The sequence below is a fragment of the Enterobacter sp. MG-EB028 genome (genome assembly GCF_056673305.1).
Genome location: NZ_CP195079.1, coordinates 855,538 through 870,394 on the forward strand (window position 1 = coordinate 855,538; position 14,857 = coordinate 870,394).

The window sequence follows — 14,857 nt, forward strand, 5'->3', positions numbered from 1 at the left end:
CAAGGCGGGAGAGACTCCCGCCTTTGGAGTGTGTAAACAGCGCTGGCGTTAGCCGGCCATCTGTTTTTCGCGGATTTCGGCCAGCGTTTTACAGTCGATGCACAGATCGGCGGTTGGACGCGCTTCCAGGCGACGAATACCGATTTCAACACCGCAGGATTCGCAGTAGCCAAAATCTTCGTCTTCGACTTTTTTCAGCGTTTTCTCGATCTTTTTGATCAGCTTGCGTTCGCGGTCACGGTTACGCAGTTCGAGGCTGAACTCTTCTTCCTGAGCGGCACGGTCTACCGGATCAGGGAAGTTAGCCGCTTCATCCTGCATATGCGAAACGGTGCGATCCACTTCATCCCTGAGTTGATTACGCCATGCTTCAAGAATACGCTTGAAGTGCGACAGCTGGGCTTCGTTCATATACTCTTCGCCCGGCTTCTCTTGATACGGCTCCACCCCAGCGATGGCGAGAATACTCAGGGACGATGTTTTACGGTTTTGCCCTTCTTGCATGTTGCTTCTCCTTAACACGCACTATCGATCCCCGTGTTGGGGGAAAAATCAGGTCGCTATAAATAGCAGATGCTTTTCCGTATGGCAATTATCTAAACGTAACACTTGACAAGCCTGTGAGGAAAAGCGTATTTGCGCACGCGGCCAGAACACTTATTCATCAATCGTCTAATCCCTTATAAGACAATGGGAAGAGACGATCTCAGAGTCATATTATCGGCAGAAAGTTCCGCTTTATAAGCTAAAACCTCTACCCCCTGCTTTTGTGCCTCATTCAACAGTTGTGCGTATTTAGGATCGATATGGCGGGCAGGGGAAAACCGTTCAATGGCTGAATGCAAAACCGCAAACAGCAATACGGCGCGTTTGCCCGCCGCCGCAACACTCATTAGCTCTCGCAGATGCTTCTGCCCGCGTAGCGTTACCGCATCCGGAAAGAAGCCATTTTCCTGTTCCGCTAACGTCACTGATTTTACTTCAATATAGCACTCAGGCCGGTCTTCCGCCTGTAACATGAAGTCAATTCTGCTGCCTTCATCGCCATATTTCACTTCACTTTTATGCGTACCGTAACCCACCAGTTCGGGAATGGCGCCATTAGTCAGCGCTTCCTTAACGAGCTGATTTGCGCGCAGGGTGTTAACGCAAATAAATGCCCCGTTTTGCGTCTCGGTTATTTCCCAGGTATGGGCATATTTGCGTTTAGTATTCTCTGACGTGGAATACCAGACCGTGTCACCCGGCGCGGCACAACCGGTCATGGCGCCGGTATTGGGGCAGTGCAGGGTGAGTGCTTCGCCTTCCGGCGTCACCACGTCCGCGAGGAAGCGTTTGTAGCGTTGGATCAGCGTGGCGGACTGGAGTGCAGGACTAAACTTCATCAGAATTCCTTGTGGTGTCGCCCAGCGTCCAGCGCTGTAGCGGCGTATAGCGGGTGCGTCCCTGTGCAAAGACGGATTCATAAAGCGCGAATTCATTGACCGGAAAAGTCCAATGAAAGCCCGGGGGCGGGATGGCAACGGCCTGACCGGCATCGCGCAATAACGTGATGTGCGGGTGAAACGGCTGCGGGCTTTGATAACAGCCACTTCGCGCCGCCTGCGAGCGCAGCATATTGGCAAGCTGTAACAACCCGCGCGGCGGCTGGCGCGTCCCCAGCCAGACCACGCGCGAACGCAGCCACTGGCCCGCGTCGTCAAGGTGCAGCGTAAACGGTGGCTGAGAAATTCGCCCGGCCATGGCGGCCAACGCCCGCTGTTTTTCGGCGCTCACGTCACCCAGAAACGCCAGCGTAAGGTGCAGGTTGGCTGCCGCAACGGGTCGGCCCGCTTCCGGCGGAAAATGTTCCGCGCGCCAGCGAACGATGTGCCGCTGTACGGTGGTGGGCAATTCAATGGCAAAAAACAGCCGTTTCGACTCAGACATTCGGGGGGACTCGGTAATGATATGCGCCGATGCTACAATGTACGCCGACTAATGTTAACCCTCTGGAGCTGTTAGTGTCCTCATTGCCGGTCGCCGTCGTCCTTCCTGAGCTTCTCGCTGCCTTACAACATGCCCCGCAGGTTTTGCTTAACGCGCCTACGGGGGCGGGTAAATCTACCTGGCTGCCGTTGCAGATCCTCAAAGAGGGGAAGATTGCCGGAAAAATCATCCTGCTCGAGCCGCGCAGGCTGGCCGCGCGCAACGTGGCGCAGCGGCTGGCGGAACTGCTGAATGAAAAACCGGGTGAAACGGTGGGCTACCGGATGCGTGCCGAAACCTGCGTCGGCCCGTCCACGCGTCTTGAGGTGGTCACCGAGGGCATTCTCACCCGCATGCTGCAAAACGATCCGGAGCTGACCGGCGTCGGGCTGGTGATTCTGGATGAGTTTCACGAGCGCAGCCTGCAGGCGGATCTGGCCCTGGCGCTGTTGCTGGATGTACAACAGGGACTGCGCGACGATCTCCGGCTGCTGATTATGTCGGCGACGCTGGACAACGAGCGGCTGCAGCAGACGCTGCCCGATGCGCCGGTTGTCGCCTCCGAAGGTCGAGCGTTCCCTGTTGAGCGCCGCTATCTGCCGCTTCCTGCCCATCAGCGCTTTGACGAAGCGGTGGCTGTTGCCACTGCTGACCTGCTTCGCCAGGAGCCCGGTTCGCTGCTGCTGTTTTTGCCCGGCGTGGGGGAGATTCAGCGCGTGCAGGAGCGGCTGGCCTCCAGGGTGGGCACTGACGTTATGCTTTGCCCGCTCTATGGTGCCTTGTCGTTGACCGAGCAGCGTAAAGCCATCCTTCCCGCCCCGGCGGGGCAGCGTAAAGTGGTGCTGGCAACCAACATTGCCGAAACCAGTTTGACCATCGAAGGCATTCGCCTGGTGGTGGATAGCGCGCAGGAGAGGGTGGCGAGCTTTGATCCGCGCACCGGGCTGACGAAATTGCTGACGCAGCGCATCAGCCAGGCGTCAATGGTGCAGCGCGCGGGCCGTGCGGGGCGTCTTGAGCCGGGGATTTGCCTGCACTTGACCAGCGCGGAGCACGCTGAACGCGCGGCACAGCAAAGCACGCCGGAGATTTTACAAAGCGATCTCTCAGGGCTGGTGATGGATCTTCTGCAGTGGGGCTGCCCGGACCCTGAACAGCTCACCTGGCTCAATCCGCCGCCCGTCGTGAACCTCGCCGCCGCGCGCAGCCTGCTGACTCAGCTTGGCGCGCTGGAAGGTGAACGTCTGACGGCGCGCGGTCAGAAAATGGCGGCGCTGGGCAACGATCCGCGTCTGGCGGCGATGCTGGTGGCCGCGCAGGGAGAAGATGAAATTGCCACGGCGGCGAAACTGGCGGCTATTCTCGAGGAACCGCCGCGCGGAGGCAGCAGCGATCTGGGGCAGGCGTTTTCGCGCAATCAGGGAAACTGGCAGCAGCGGGCGCAGCAGCTGTGCAAACGCTTGAACTGCCGGGGCGGTTCACCTGACGGCGATAAGATTGCCTCCCTGCTGGCGCTGGCCTTCCCGGACAGGATTGCGCGCCGCCGCGGGCTTGACGGTCGCTATCAGCTGGCAAACGGTATGGGGGCGATGCTGGACAGCGATGATGCCCTGACGCGTCACGAGTGGCTGATCGCCCCGCTGTTGCTTCAGGGCAGCCAGTCTCCGGATGCGCGTATCCTGCAGGCGATTGCCGTGGACGTAGACGCCCTGACGCGCACCTGCCCGCAGCTGCTCCAGCAATCGGACATCGTGGAATGGGATGACGCCCAGGGGACGCTGAAGGCGTTTCGGCGTAGCCAGATTGGCAAACTGATCCTCGGGACGAAACCGCTGGCGAAGCCGTCGGAAGAAGAGTTACACCAGGCAATGCTGAACGGCATCCGGGAAAAAGGGCTGGGCGTGCTGAACTGGACGCCGGAGGTCGAACAGTACCGTATTCGTCTGCACTGCGCCGCGAAGTGGCTACCGGAATACGGCTGGCCAGCGGTGGATGATGAGACGCTGCTGGCCACGCTTGAGCACTGGTTATTGCCACAAATGAGCGGCGTGCACTCTCTGCGCGCCCTTAAGGCGCTTGATGTTAAGACCGCGTTACAGAATTTACTGGACTGGTCATTACGTCAACGTCTGGATAGTGAGCTTCCAGGGCATTACACTGTGCCCACCGGGAGCCGGATTGCCATTCGTTATCATGAGGATAATCCTCCGGCGCTGGCGGTTCGGATGCAGGAGATGTTTGGTGAAGCCACCACGCCGTCTATTGCTGAAGGGCGTGTGCTGTTGGTACTTGAGCTGCTCTCGCCTGCGCATCGTCCGTTGCAGATCACCCGCGATTTGGGGGCGTTCTGGGCGGGAAGCTACCGTGAAGTGCAGAAAGAGATGAAAGGGCGCTATCCCAAACACGTCTGGCCGGACGATCCGGCGAATACGGCGCCGACGCGGCGCACGAAGAAGTATTCATGAGTTAGGTGAAAGAGGGGAGTGCGGCCTGATGAGTGCTGCACTGATGAGTGCGGCCTGATGCCCTCACCCCGGCCCTCTCCCACAGGGAGAGGGAGAAAACACTAAAGACTTTCCTGACAGGAAAGTCTTGCTGTTTATTTTGAGAGATTTCTTCTTTCACAGGCCTGTGGAAGAAAAGAAAATCTGGCCTTTGCGCCTGAAAGTTGCGGAGAAAAAGCATGGCGGGGAATGACCGCGAGCCAATTGGACGTAAGGGAAAACCCGCGCGTCCGGCGAAAGAAAAGATAAGCCGTCGTCGCCTCAGAGATGAGGACTATGACGATGACTATGAAGACGATTATGAGGATGAAGAACCTATGCCGCGTAAAGGGAAAGGCAAAGGGCGTAAGCCTCGGGGCAAGCGTGGCTGGTTCTGGCTGCTGCTGAAGCTGTTTATTGTTTTTGTGGTGCTGATCGCAATTTACGGCGTCTATCTGGATCAGAAGATCCGCAGCCGCATTGACGGGAAAGTCTGGCAGCTGCCTGCGGCAGTGTATGGTCGCATGGTGAACCTTGAGCCGGATATGTCCATCAGCAAGAACGAGATGGTGAAACTGCTGCAGGCCACACAGTATCGTCAGGTCACGAAGATGACGCGCCCGGGCGAGTTTACGGTGCAGGCGAAAAGCATTGAGATGATCCGTCGTCCGTTCGACTTCCCGGACAGCAAAGAAGGGCAGGTGCGCGCGCGTCTGACCTTTGACGGCGATCGGCTGGAAACCATCGAGAACATGGACAACAACCGCCAGTTCGGTTTCTTCCGTCTCGATCCGCGTCTGATCACCATGCTTTCGTCGGCGAACGGCGAGCAGCGTCTGTTCGTGGCGCGTAACGGCTTCCCGGACCTGCTGGTGGATACTCTGCTGGCAACCGAAGACCGCCACTTCTACGAGCACGACGGTATCAGCCTTTACTCCATCGGCCGTGCGGTGCTGGCGAACCTGACTGCTGGCCGTACCGTGCAGGGAGCGAGTACGCTGACCCAGCAGCTGGTGAAGAACCTGTTCCTCTCCAGCGAGCGTTCTTACTGGCGTAAAGCCAACGAAGCATACATGGCCGTGCTGATGGATGCGCGCTACAGCAAGGATCGTATCCTTGAGCTGTACATGAACGAGGTGTACCTCGGCCAGAGCGGCGATAACGAGATCCGCGGCTTCCCGCTGGCGAGCCTGTACTACTTTGGCCGCCCGGTGGAAGAGCTCAGCCTGGACCAGCAGGCGCTACTGGTGGGCATGGTGAAAGGGGCGTCCATTTACAACCCGTGGCGCAACCCTAAACTGGCGCTGGAGCGTCGTAACCTGGTGCTGCGCCTGCTGCAACAGCAGCAGGTCATTGACCAGGAGCTGTACGACATGCTGAGTGCACGTCCGCTGGGCGTGCAGCCGCGCGGTGGGGTGATCTCTCCACAGCCTGCCTTCATGCAGATGGTGCGTCAGGAGTTGCAGTCTAAGCTCGGGGATAAAGTCAAAGATCTCTCCGGCGTGAAGATCTTCACGACCTTTGATTCCGTGGCGCAGGACGCGGCAGAAAAAGCGGCGGTTGAAGGGATCCCGGCGCTGAAGAAACAGCGCAAGCTGAGCGATCTTGAAACCGCGATGGTGGTCGTTGACCGTAACACTGGCGAAGTGCGTGCGATGGTGGGCGGCGCCGAGCCGCAGTATGCGGGCTACAACCGTGCAATGCAGGCGCGTCGTTCGATTGGTTCTCTGGCTAAACCGGCGACCTATCTCACCGCGCTGAGCCAGCCGAATATGTATCGCCTGAACACCTGGATTGCCGATGCGCCAATCTCCCTGCGTCAGCCTAACGGCCAGGTATGGTCACCGCAGAACGATGATAAACAGTTCAGCGGCCAGGTGATGCTGGTGGATGCGTTAACCCGCTCCATGAACGTACCAACGGTTAACCTCGGTATGGCGCTGGGTCTGCCGGCCATTGTCGATACCTGGCAGAAGCTGGGCGTACCGAAAGATCAGCTGCACCCTGTTCCGGCGATGATTCTGGGGGCGCTTAACCTGACGCCGATCGAAGTAGCGCAGGCGTTCCAGACCATTGCCAGCGGGGGGAACCGCGCACCGCTCTCTGCCCTGCGTTCGGTGATTGCCGAAGATGGCTCCGTGCTGTATCAGAGCTTCCCGCAGGCGGAACGTGCCGTTCCCGCGCAGGCGGCCTATATGACGTTGTGGACGATGCAGCAGGTTGTGCAGCGCGGTACCGGTCGTCAGCTGGGGGCGAAGTATCCTGGTCTGCATCTGGCGGGTAAAACCGGGACCACCAACAACAACGTCGATACCTGGTTTGCCGGTATTGATGGCCGTGAAGTGGTGATTACCTGGGTAGGCCGTGACAACAACCAGCCGACCAAACTGTACGGGGCGAGCGGGGCGATGTCGATTTACCAGCGCTACCTGGCGAACCAGTCACCTGTGCCGCTAAATCTGGTTGCGCCGGAAGATATCGTCGATATGGGCGTGGATGGTTCCGGGAACTTTGTCTGCGGCGGGGGGATGCGTACCCTGCCGGTCTGGACGACCAACCCGGACTCGCTGTGCCAGCAGAGCCAGCCTGAACAGCCAACGGGCAACCCGTTCGATCAATCTTCTCAGCCGCAGCAGCCGCAGCAACAACCGGCTCAGCAGCAGAACGAGAAGAAAGACAGTGATGGCGTGGCCGGCTGGATCAAGGACATGTTTGGTGGAAACTAATTAATTTCCTGAATAAAAAAGCCGCTTTATATTAAAGCGGCTTTTTTTGTGATTTACACTTTGTAATTATTAAAAAAATTAAATCTTAAATTAAGTATTTTTAAGTTCATGTATTTTTCATTTAAAACATGCGGTTGTGGCTAACTGTATGTCTCGCCTCATTGTCCGCTCTGGACATAATGAAGAAAAATCTGATGTAATCTCCTCAAGAAATTCACTTTCTCTAAGGATATTTCTAAAGAGTTAGTGGCGTAACTGTCGGAGAACATTCTAACGCGAAATATTCGTAGCGAGAATGGATGCCTCTATCATCAAATATAAGGATATTATTATGAATAAGTATGTTGTTTCTTCGTTATTAGCCGGAAGCATAATGGCCGCGCTGTCTTTGCCTGTATTTGCATCGAACGATTCCGGTACGGTGAACTTTGCCGGAAAAATTGTTGCTGATACCTGCGAAATTAACGTGGATGGATCCGGAACTAACGCTTCCACCGTCACTTTCGCCGATACCTATCCTTCGGATTTTGGCGCTGATGGTACGGTTGGCACCTCAAAAGCCTTTAAGATTGAAGTGAAAAAATGTGACCCTCTGGTCGCTAAACTGAACCTCAAGTTCAGCGGCACGACGACAGACGCCGCGTACAAGCGTTTGAAGAACGATCTGACAGGCGCAGGTAATGCGACCAACGTAGGTATTATCGTCAGCAATGATAACGGCTCAAAAGGCGATGTTATTTTCGACGGTTCAGTACCGGATGCGGGTACCGATGTGAATAACGACGCGACCGGGGCAACGGCTTCTGTCTTTAACTACACCGCGAAAGTGATTCAGGTGGGGGATACCGCGCCAACTGCAGGCCATTACTCCTCCTCTGCAACATTCGAGGTTGTCTACCGCTAAGCAATGACTGGCAGCCTGAACGGCTGCCTTTTTGGAACATTGTATGAAGACTTTCTTTAAATTGTTATGTGGTTGTTTAATTGTTTCCTGCTGTTCAGTACAGGCAAGTGTTGTTCTCGGCGGTACGCGAATTATTTATCCATCGAATAAATCTGAAGTTCAAATAGCACTTAAAAATAAAGATCCTCATACGCGTTATCTGGTGCAAAGCTGGGTCAGTTATCCCAATGATGCAAAAGCGCCTTTCATTATTACGCCTCCTGTTTACAAATTGCAGGAAAATCGTCAAACCCTTTTGCACGTTATTTTTACCGGCGATAAAAAAAGCCTGCCCGCAGACCGGGAATCACTGTTTCTGGCGAACGTTAAATCGGTATCGGCACTTTCACCTGAGCTGAAAGAGAAAAATACGCTGCAGTTTGCGATGAAAACGCGCCTCAAACTGTTCTGGCGCCCCGCTCAGTTGAAAGAAACCGATGCGCTGAGTGCCTATGAAAAAATCACTTTCCATCGCCAGGGTGACACGCTTATCGCAAACAACCCGACACCGTTTTACGTCTCGTTTGGCGAGCTTGCCGTTGGCGGGAAAAGCGTGCCGGTGAAAGAGACCAAAACCACGCCTGGAGCCATTTCCATGATGGTGGCACCGTTCAGCGAGCAGCGTTTCGCGTTACCGAATTCAGCAAAGGGCGCGGTGACCTGGACGGCAATCAACGATTTCGGTGGACAGACCCCGCAACGCAAACAGGCTCTTTAAATAATCATGTTGGTATTTTATGTCGTCATCTCTGCTCCACAAACAGGTACTATCCGGGATCGCGCTGGCGCTGCTCGCCGCGATCCAGCCTGCAAGTGCCGATGACGAATTTAACCTGCGGATCCTTGAACTGGATACGCCGCTCGAAAATACCTCTACGCTACAAAACTTCATCAACGATAACGGGTTACTAGCCGGAAGCTACCTCACGACAGTTATGTGGGATCGGGACGTTGTGGATAAACGTCCCATCGCCTTCGTGCTCTCTGACGATAAACAGCGCCTGCTGCCGGAGCTAACGAAAGCGGACCTGCGTGATTACGGCGTGAAAGTCGACGCGATCCCGGACTTAAAAGATCTGGATGACGGCGCTTACGTTCGCGATATCTCCCATTTTATTGAAAATGCGCGTTACGAATACAATCAGGATGACCAGACCCTGAAGCTGATCATCCCGCAGGCGTATCGCGACCACACTGCCGCTGGCGCGATACATCCAAAATTCTGGGATGACGGCGCACCTGCCGCCTGGACAAGCTATCAACTCAGCGGTTCTCAGCAGCACTACAGCACGGGCAAAACTTCTTCGACCTGGCTTGGCCTGGAGTCGGGGATTAACCTTGGAGCGTGGCGGCTGCGTAATAACAGCACCTGGAGCGACGCTTCCGGCTGGGAGGCCATTGCCAGCACGTTACAACGCGACATCAAAACGCTAAAAAGCCAGCTTGAGATTGGCCAGACGTATACCAACGGCGAGCTTTTTGACAGCGTCCAGATGACCGGCGTGAAGCTGGAAACGGACTCCTCTATGCTGCCCGTCAGCCAGCAGGGCTTTGCGCCTGTCGTGCGCGGTATTGCCAATAGCGATGCGAAAGTCACTATTAAGCAAAACGGCTACATCATTTATCAAACGAACGTCTCGCCGGGGCCGTTTGAGATCCGCGATTTAAGCCAGGTAACATCCGGCGCCGATCTGGAAGTGACTGTCGAAGAGGCGGACGGCAGCGAGCATAGCTTCATCCAGGCCAGCGCCTCGGTGCCGGTGTTGCAGCGGGAAGGTGGTTTTAAGTATTCACTGGCAGCTGGGCGCTATCGCGGTAATGAAGGTGAAGATGAACCGATCTTTGCGCAAGGCACGGCCATCTATGGTCTGCCTTACGGCGTTACGGCGTATACCGGCGCGATGGGGGCGTCCCTGTATCATGCTTTGCTGTTGGGGCTCGGCGCCGACCTGGGACACTTCGGCTCGGCATCTGTCGATCTCACCGCCGCGCGTACCGCGTTTGATGACGGACGTGACGATGCCAGCGGTTTATCCTGGCGGGCTCAGTATTCGAAAGATATTCCTGACACGGATACGACCGTGACGCTTGCCAGCTATCGCTACTCCACCTCGGGTTTTTATACCTTTCAGGAAGCTCTCGATCAGCGTGACAGCGAGATCGATGACGGCATTTATACCTACCGCAGAACCAACAACCGCCGTAGCCGCATGCAGCTCAACCTTTCCCAGCGTATTTCAGACTGGGGCTCGGCCTATCTCAACGGCTATCAGCAGGATTACTGGGACATGGACGGCCACGAACGTAGCGTCAGCGCGGGGCTGAGCTCCAGCTGGCGCAATATCACCTGGTCGATAAGCTACAACCTGACCCGCACGCCAGATGCCGATACCGACCGGCAAATGGCGTTGACGGTCAATATTCCCTTATCGAAATGGCTGCCTGATGCCTGGGTAACCTACAGCGCTAACACCGCCAGCGGTGGGTTTGTTTCGCATCAGGTCGGGCTCGGCGGTACTGCTCTTGAGGACAATAAGCTGAGCTATAACCTCCAGCAGACCTACGCCAGCCAGGATACGGGCTACGGTGGCAGCCTGTCCGGGCGTTACCGCGGCGCTTCCGGTGAAGTGGGGATGGGGTACAGCTACGGCGGCGACAATCGACAGTGGAATTACAGCGCTCAGGGGTCAATCGTTGCTCACGAGCATGGCGTGACGCTGGGGCAACCCGTGCGCGACGCCTTCGCCATTGTGCACATTAAAGATGGCGATAACGTCAAAGTGCAAAACGGACGCGGCATTTCAACCGATCGTTTTGGTAACGCGATCGTTCCCTCCCTGACCGCCTATCGACACAACGTCATTACGGTCAACACTCAGGATCGGGAAGATATTGATATCGACGCGGCGACGAAGGATCTCGTCCCGACGAAAGGCGCCGCGCTGCACGCCACCTTCGATGCCCGCGTTGGACGACGCGCGCTGGTGACTTTGCTTTATGCGGGCAAACCCGTGCCGTTTGGTGCCGTCGTAGCGCTGGATAACACCACTGCCATCGTGGGTGATGACGGTGAGGTTTACCTGACGGGGCTGTCCGGCAAAACCATGTTTAGTGTGCAGTGGGGGGAAGAGCGCGATCGGCAGTGTCAGGGGACGCTGGATATTCCTTCAGAGAGCCCGGCAGGGATCGTCAAAGCAACGGTCAACTGCCATTAACAGAGGTATTTCATGATTCTCCACCGTTCAGTCAATACGTTTCTCTCGCCCGTGCTGCTTTTGCTGGCGGGCCTTTTTTTCCATTCAGCCCGGGCTGAATGTACCTTTAACGGCAGCGCTGGCGTGGATGCTGTCGTAACGTTTCAACTTCCTCCGGTGATTATTGTCCAGCCCGATACGCCCGTCGGCACCGTGATTTATGATGCCAGCGTTGAAAGTAAAGAGGTGCTGGTGGACTGTAGCGGTGAAGCGCAAATTCGGCGCGGATATCTGTATCTGACCGATACCGACGCGCGGGAGGATGTGATGACCGGGGTTTACCAGACCAACGTGCCGGGTATTGGCATCCGTGCGGCATCGTCGAACGAGCAGTTCCCCAGCTACAACGAGGAAGATATCCTCAGGCCGATGCACTATCTGGGATCGACACATGGAAGCTCGCAAAGCAAATCGGTATTTCGTGCCGCCGCACAGCTGGTGGTCACGGGCGATATCCAGGAAGGGTATCTCGATACCTCACGATTAACCTCAATGGACATTCTGGGCAACGCGGTGATAGGTGAGATGCGTTTTTCTCCTGCCAGCGTTCGCATTACAACCAACACCTGTAACCTGGTTGACCGAAACATTTATGTGCCGCTGAAAACGGTCAACACCCAGGACTTTAACGGCCAGTACTCAGACATACTCACGGACAGCAGCTTCAGGATTGAAATCACCGACTGTGCGACGGGCACAAAGGTTGATTATCAGTTTACCAGCGCGGGTTCAACGGGGGTCACGAACGGCAATATTCTCGGCATTGCTGCCGGAGACTCTGCCGCCGATGGCGTCGGCATACAGATCCTTGACCAGAATAATACGGTGCTGCACTTTGATCAGAACTACACGGCCATAACCAGTACGCAGGACAAAGTCCCTGTCGAGATCCCGCTCAAGGCCCGCTACATCAAGACGGGAGAGATTAAAGCCGGCAAAGTCGACTCTGTCGCGACGTTCGAAGTCTTTTACCGATAATCCATCCTGCCCGCTCCGGCGGGCTTAAACGATCATTTCACTACACTTATTAACCCCCTGTTTTCATCTGGTTAATTCTTAAACCCTTAAATCTTGTAGGGCCGCTTACTGCTTGCTATGCAACCAGCGTTTCGCATATTATTCTGCGGTCATAATAATAATTCTCGTTTACGTTATCATTCACTTTTCCATCAGAGATAAACATGGCGCTTTCCAATACTGCTCAGCCAATTACCACGTCGCTGCGTAAAGTCGCGGCGGTCGTAGCCACAGCGGTTGCCGGCATGTCGACTTACGCACATGCTGCCGAAACCCAGAAAAAAGAAGAAACCATTACGGTAACCGCAGCACCTGCTGCCCAGGAAAGTGCCTGGGGGCCCGCTGCGACTATCGCTGCAAGGCAATCCGCCACCGGCACGAAAACGGATACGCCAATCCAGAAGGTTCCGCAGTCTATTTCTGTGGTGACGGCCGAAGAGATGGCGCTGCACCAGCCGCGCTCGGTGAAAGAAGCCCTGAGCTACACGCCGGGCGTTGCGGTAGGCACGCGCGGTGCGTCTAATACCTATGACTATTTGATCATTCGCGGCTTCGCGGCGGATGGGCAGTCGCAGAATAACTACCTCGACGGCATGAAAATGCAGGGGAATTTCTACAACGACGCGGTAATTGACCCTTACATGCTGGAGCGCGCCGAGATCATGCGCGGTCCGGTTTCCGTTCTGTACGGCAAAAGCAGCCCTGGCGGTTTGCTGAACATGGTCAGTAAGCGCCCGACAACCGAACCGCTGAAAGAGATCCAGTTCAAGGTGGGTACGGACAGCCTGTTCCAGACCGGCTTTGATTTTAGCGATGCGATCGATGATGACGGTGTTTACTCGTACCGTCTGACGGGCGTTGCGCGTTCGAACAATTCGCAGCAGGAAGGTAAAGGCGAACAGCGTTATGCCATCGCGCCATCGTTCTCCTGGCGTCCGGATGAGAAGACCACCTTCACATTCCTCTCTTACTTCCAGAACGAGCCTGAAACGGGCTACTACGGTTGGTTGCCAAAAGAGGGGACGGTTGATCCGCTGCCTGACGGCGATCGTCTGCCAACGAACTTCAACGAAGGCGCGAAGAACAACACCTATTCCCGTAACCAGAAGATGGTGGGATACAGCTTCGACCACGAATTCAACGATACCTTTACCGTGCGTCAGAACCTGCGTTATGCGCAGAATAAAACCTCGCAAAACAGCGTCTACGGCTACGGTATGTGTTCTGACCCGCTCTATTCGAGTAATCCGGCATCCAGCCCTTGCGCCAGCATTCCTCAATCGCAGTGGGGTCATACGTTGACTCGCCAGTATGTGATCGATAACGAGAAGCTGGAAAACTTCACTGTCGACACGCAGTTGCAGAGCAAGTTCGCGACGGGTTCGCTCGATCATACGCTTCTGACCGGCGTTGATTTTATGCGCATGCGTAATGACATCGATTCGTGGTTTGGTTATGCCGGTTCCGTAGCTCCCTCTGATATCTATAACCTCGATCGTAGCGATTTCGATTTCGGTTCACATCCCGGGCCGTCAGGTGCTTATCAGGTGCTGAACAAGCAAAAGCAGACCGGTATTTATGCTCAGGATCAGATCGAGTGGGATAAAGTGCTGGTAACGCTGGGTGGTCGATATGACTGGGCCAATCAAGAATCTTACAACCGCGTGACAAATACGACTTCCGAGCGTAATGACACCCAGTTCACCTGGCGTGGCGGTGTTAACTACCTGTTCGATAACGGCGTCACCCCGTACTTTAGCTACAGCGAATCGTTCGAACCGGCTTCTCAGACCGGAGCGAACGGCAACGTCTTTGCACCGTCTAAAGGCAAACAGTACGAAGCGGGCGTGAAATACGTGCCGAACGATCGTCCGATCGTTGTCACCGGTGCGTTGTACCAACTGACTAAAACCAACAACCTGATGGCCGACCCTGCGGGTTCCTTCTTCTCCGTTGAAGGCGGCGAGATCCGCGCCCGTGGCGTAGAGCTGGAAGCGAAAGCGGCCCTGTCTGCGAGCGTGAACGTTGTCGGTTCTTATACCTACACCGATGCCGAGTACACCACGGACACCAACTACAAAGGCAACACGCCTGCTCAGGTGCCAAAACACATGGCGTCGCTGTGGGGCGACTACACGCTGTTTGATGGTGCACTGTCCGGTCTGACGCTGGGTACCGGCGTGCGTTATACGGGCTCCAGCTATGGCGATCCGGCGAACTCCTTCAAAGTAGGCAGCTACACCGTGGTGGATGCGCTGGTCAGATACGATCTTGCTCGCGTTGGCATGGCAGGCTCTAACGTTGCGCTTCACGTGAACAACCTGTTCGATCGTGAATACGTCGCCAGCTGCTTCAATACCTACGGCTGCTTCTGGGGTGCCGAACGTCAGGTTGTTGCCACCGCGACCTTCCGCTTCTAATCGCTTTTTGGGCACGGTTCGCCGTGCCCTTTTTATTTAAGTTGGC

General features: G+C 55.7%; 10 protein-coding genes. 7 read left to right on the top strand and 3 right to left on the bottom strand.

Annotated elements, in window-relative coordinates:
• Positions 1–48 precede the first annotated feature (48 nt).
• The 3 genes from dksA to thpR all read right to left on the bottom strand — a co-directional run bounded on the left by dksA (position 49) and on the right by thpR (position 1,929).
• Positions 49–504, bottom strand: coding sequence for an RNA polymerase-binding protein DksA (gene dksA / locus ACR42C_RS03950; protein WP_013095632.1), 456 nt, complete (start codon positions 502–504; stop codon positions 49–51).
• Between the two features lie 176 nt (positions 505–680).
• Positions 681–1,385: a DNA/RNA nuclease SfsA gene (sfsA, locus tag ACR42C_RS03955; protein WP_116342572.1), complete on the bottom strand. Its 705-nt coding sequence runs from the start codon at positions 1,383–1,385 to the stop codon at positions 681–683.
• Positions 1,375–1,929 (bottom strand): RNA 2',3'-cyclic phosphodiesterase, encoded by a 555-nt coding sequence (gene thpR / locus ACR42C_RS03960; RefSeq protein WP_479984787.1) that lies wholly within the window; start codon positions 1,927–1,929, stop codon positions 1,375–1,377. The genes sfsA and thpR overlap by 11 nt, the downstream gene beginning before the upstream one ends.
• A gap of 74 nt (positions 1,930–2,003) precedes the next feature.
• On the opposite strand from thpR, the gene hrpB reads away from it, so the two are divergent.
• From hrpB to fhuA, 7 genes are all read left to right on the top strand, one after another.
• Positions 2,004–4,433 (top strand): ATP-dependent helicase HrpB, encoded by a 2,430-nt coding sequence (gene hrpB, locus ACR42C_RS03965; RefSeq protein ID WP_479984788.1) that lies wholly within the window; start codon positions 2,004–2,006, stop codon positions 4,431–4,433.
• Positions 4,434–4,651: 218 nt separating this feature from the next.
• A complete protein-coding gene (gene mrcB, locus ACR42C_RS03970; RefSeq protein ID WP_166710151.1) occupies positions 4,652–7,177 on the top strand; it encodes a bifunctional glycosyl transferase/transpeptidase in 2,526 nt (841 codons plus the stop codon).
• Positions 7,178–7,472: 295 nt separating this feature from the next.
• Positions 7,473–8,081, top strand: a complete 609-nt coding sequence (locus tag ACR42C_RS03975) for a fimbrial protein (RefSeq protein ID WP_166710153.1) — start codon at positions 7,473–7,475, stop codon at positions 8,079–8,081.
• Positions 8,082–8,124: 43 nt separating this feature from the next.
• Complete coding sequence (locus ACR42C_RS03980) at positions 8,125–8,838, top strand: fimbrial biogenesis chaperone (RefSeq protein ID WP_479984789.1); 714 nt, start codon at positions 8,125–8,127, stop codon at positions 8,836–8,838.
• A 19-nt stretch (positions 8,839–8,857) separates the two neighbouring features.
• A complete protein-coding gene (locus ACR42C_RS03985; protein WP_479984790.1) occupies positions 8,858–11,335 on the top strand; it encodes a fimbria/pilus outer membrane usher protein in 2,478 nt (825 codons plus the stop codon).
• 12 nt (positions 11,336–11,347) lie between these two features.
• Positions 11,348–12,352: a fimbrial protein gene (locus ACR42C_RS03990; protein WP_479984791.1), complete on the top strand. Its 1,005-nt coding sequence runs from the start codon at positions 11,348–11,350 to the stop codon at positions 12,350–12,352.
• Positions 12,353–12,555: 203 nt separating this feature from the next.
• The gene (gene fhuA / locus ACR42C_RS03995; protein WP_316380917.1) at positions 12,556–14,811 is read left to right on the top strand and encodes a ferrichrome porin FhuA; all 2,256 of its coding nucleotides are present in this window, start codon (positions 12,556–12,558) and stop codon (positions 14,809–14,811) included.
• Positions 14,812–14,857: the final 46 nt, after the last annotated feature.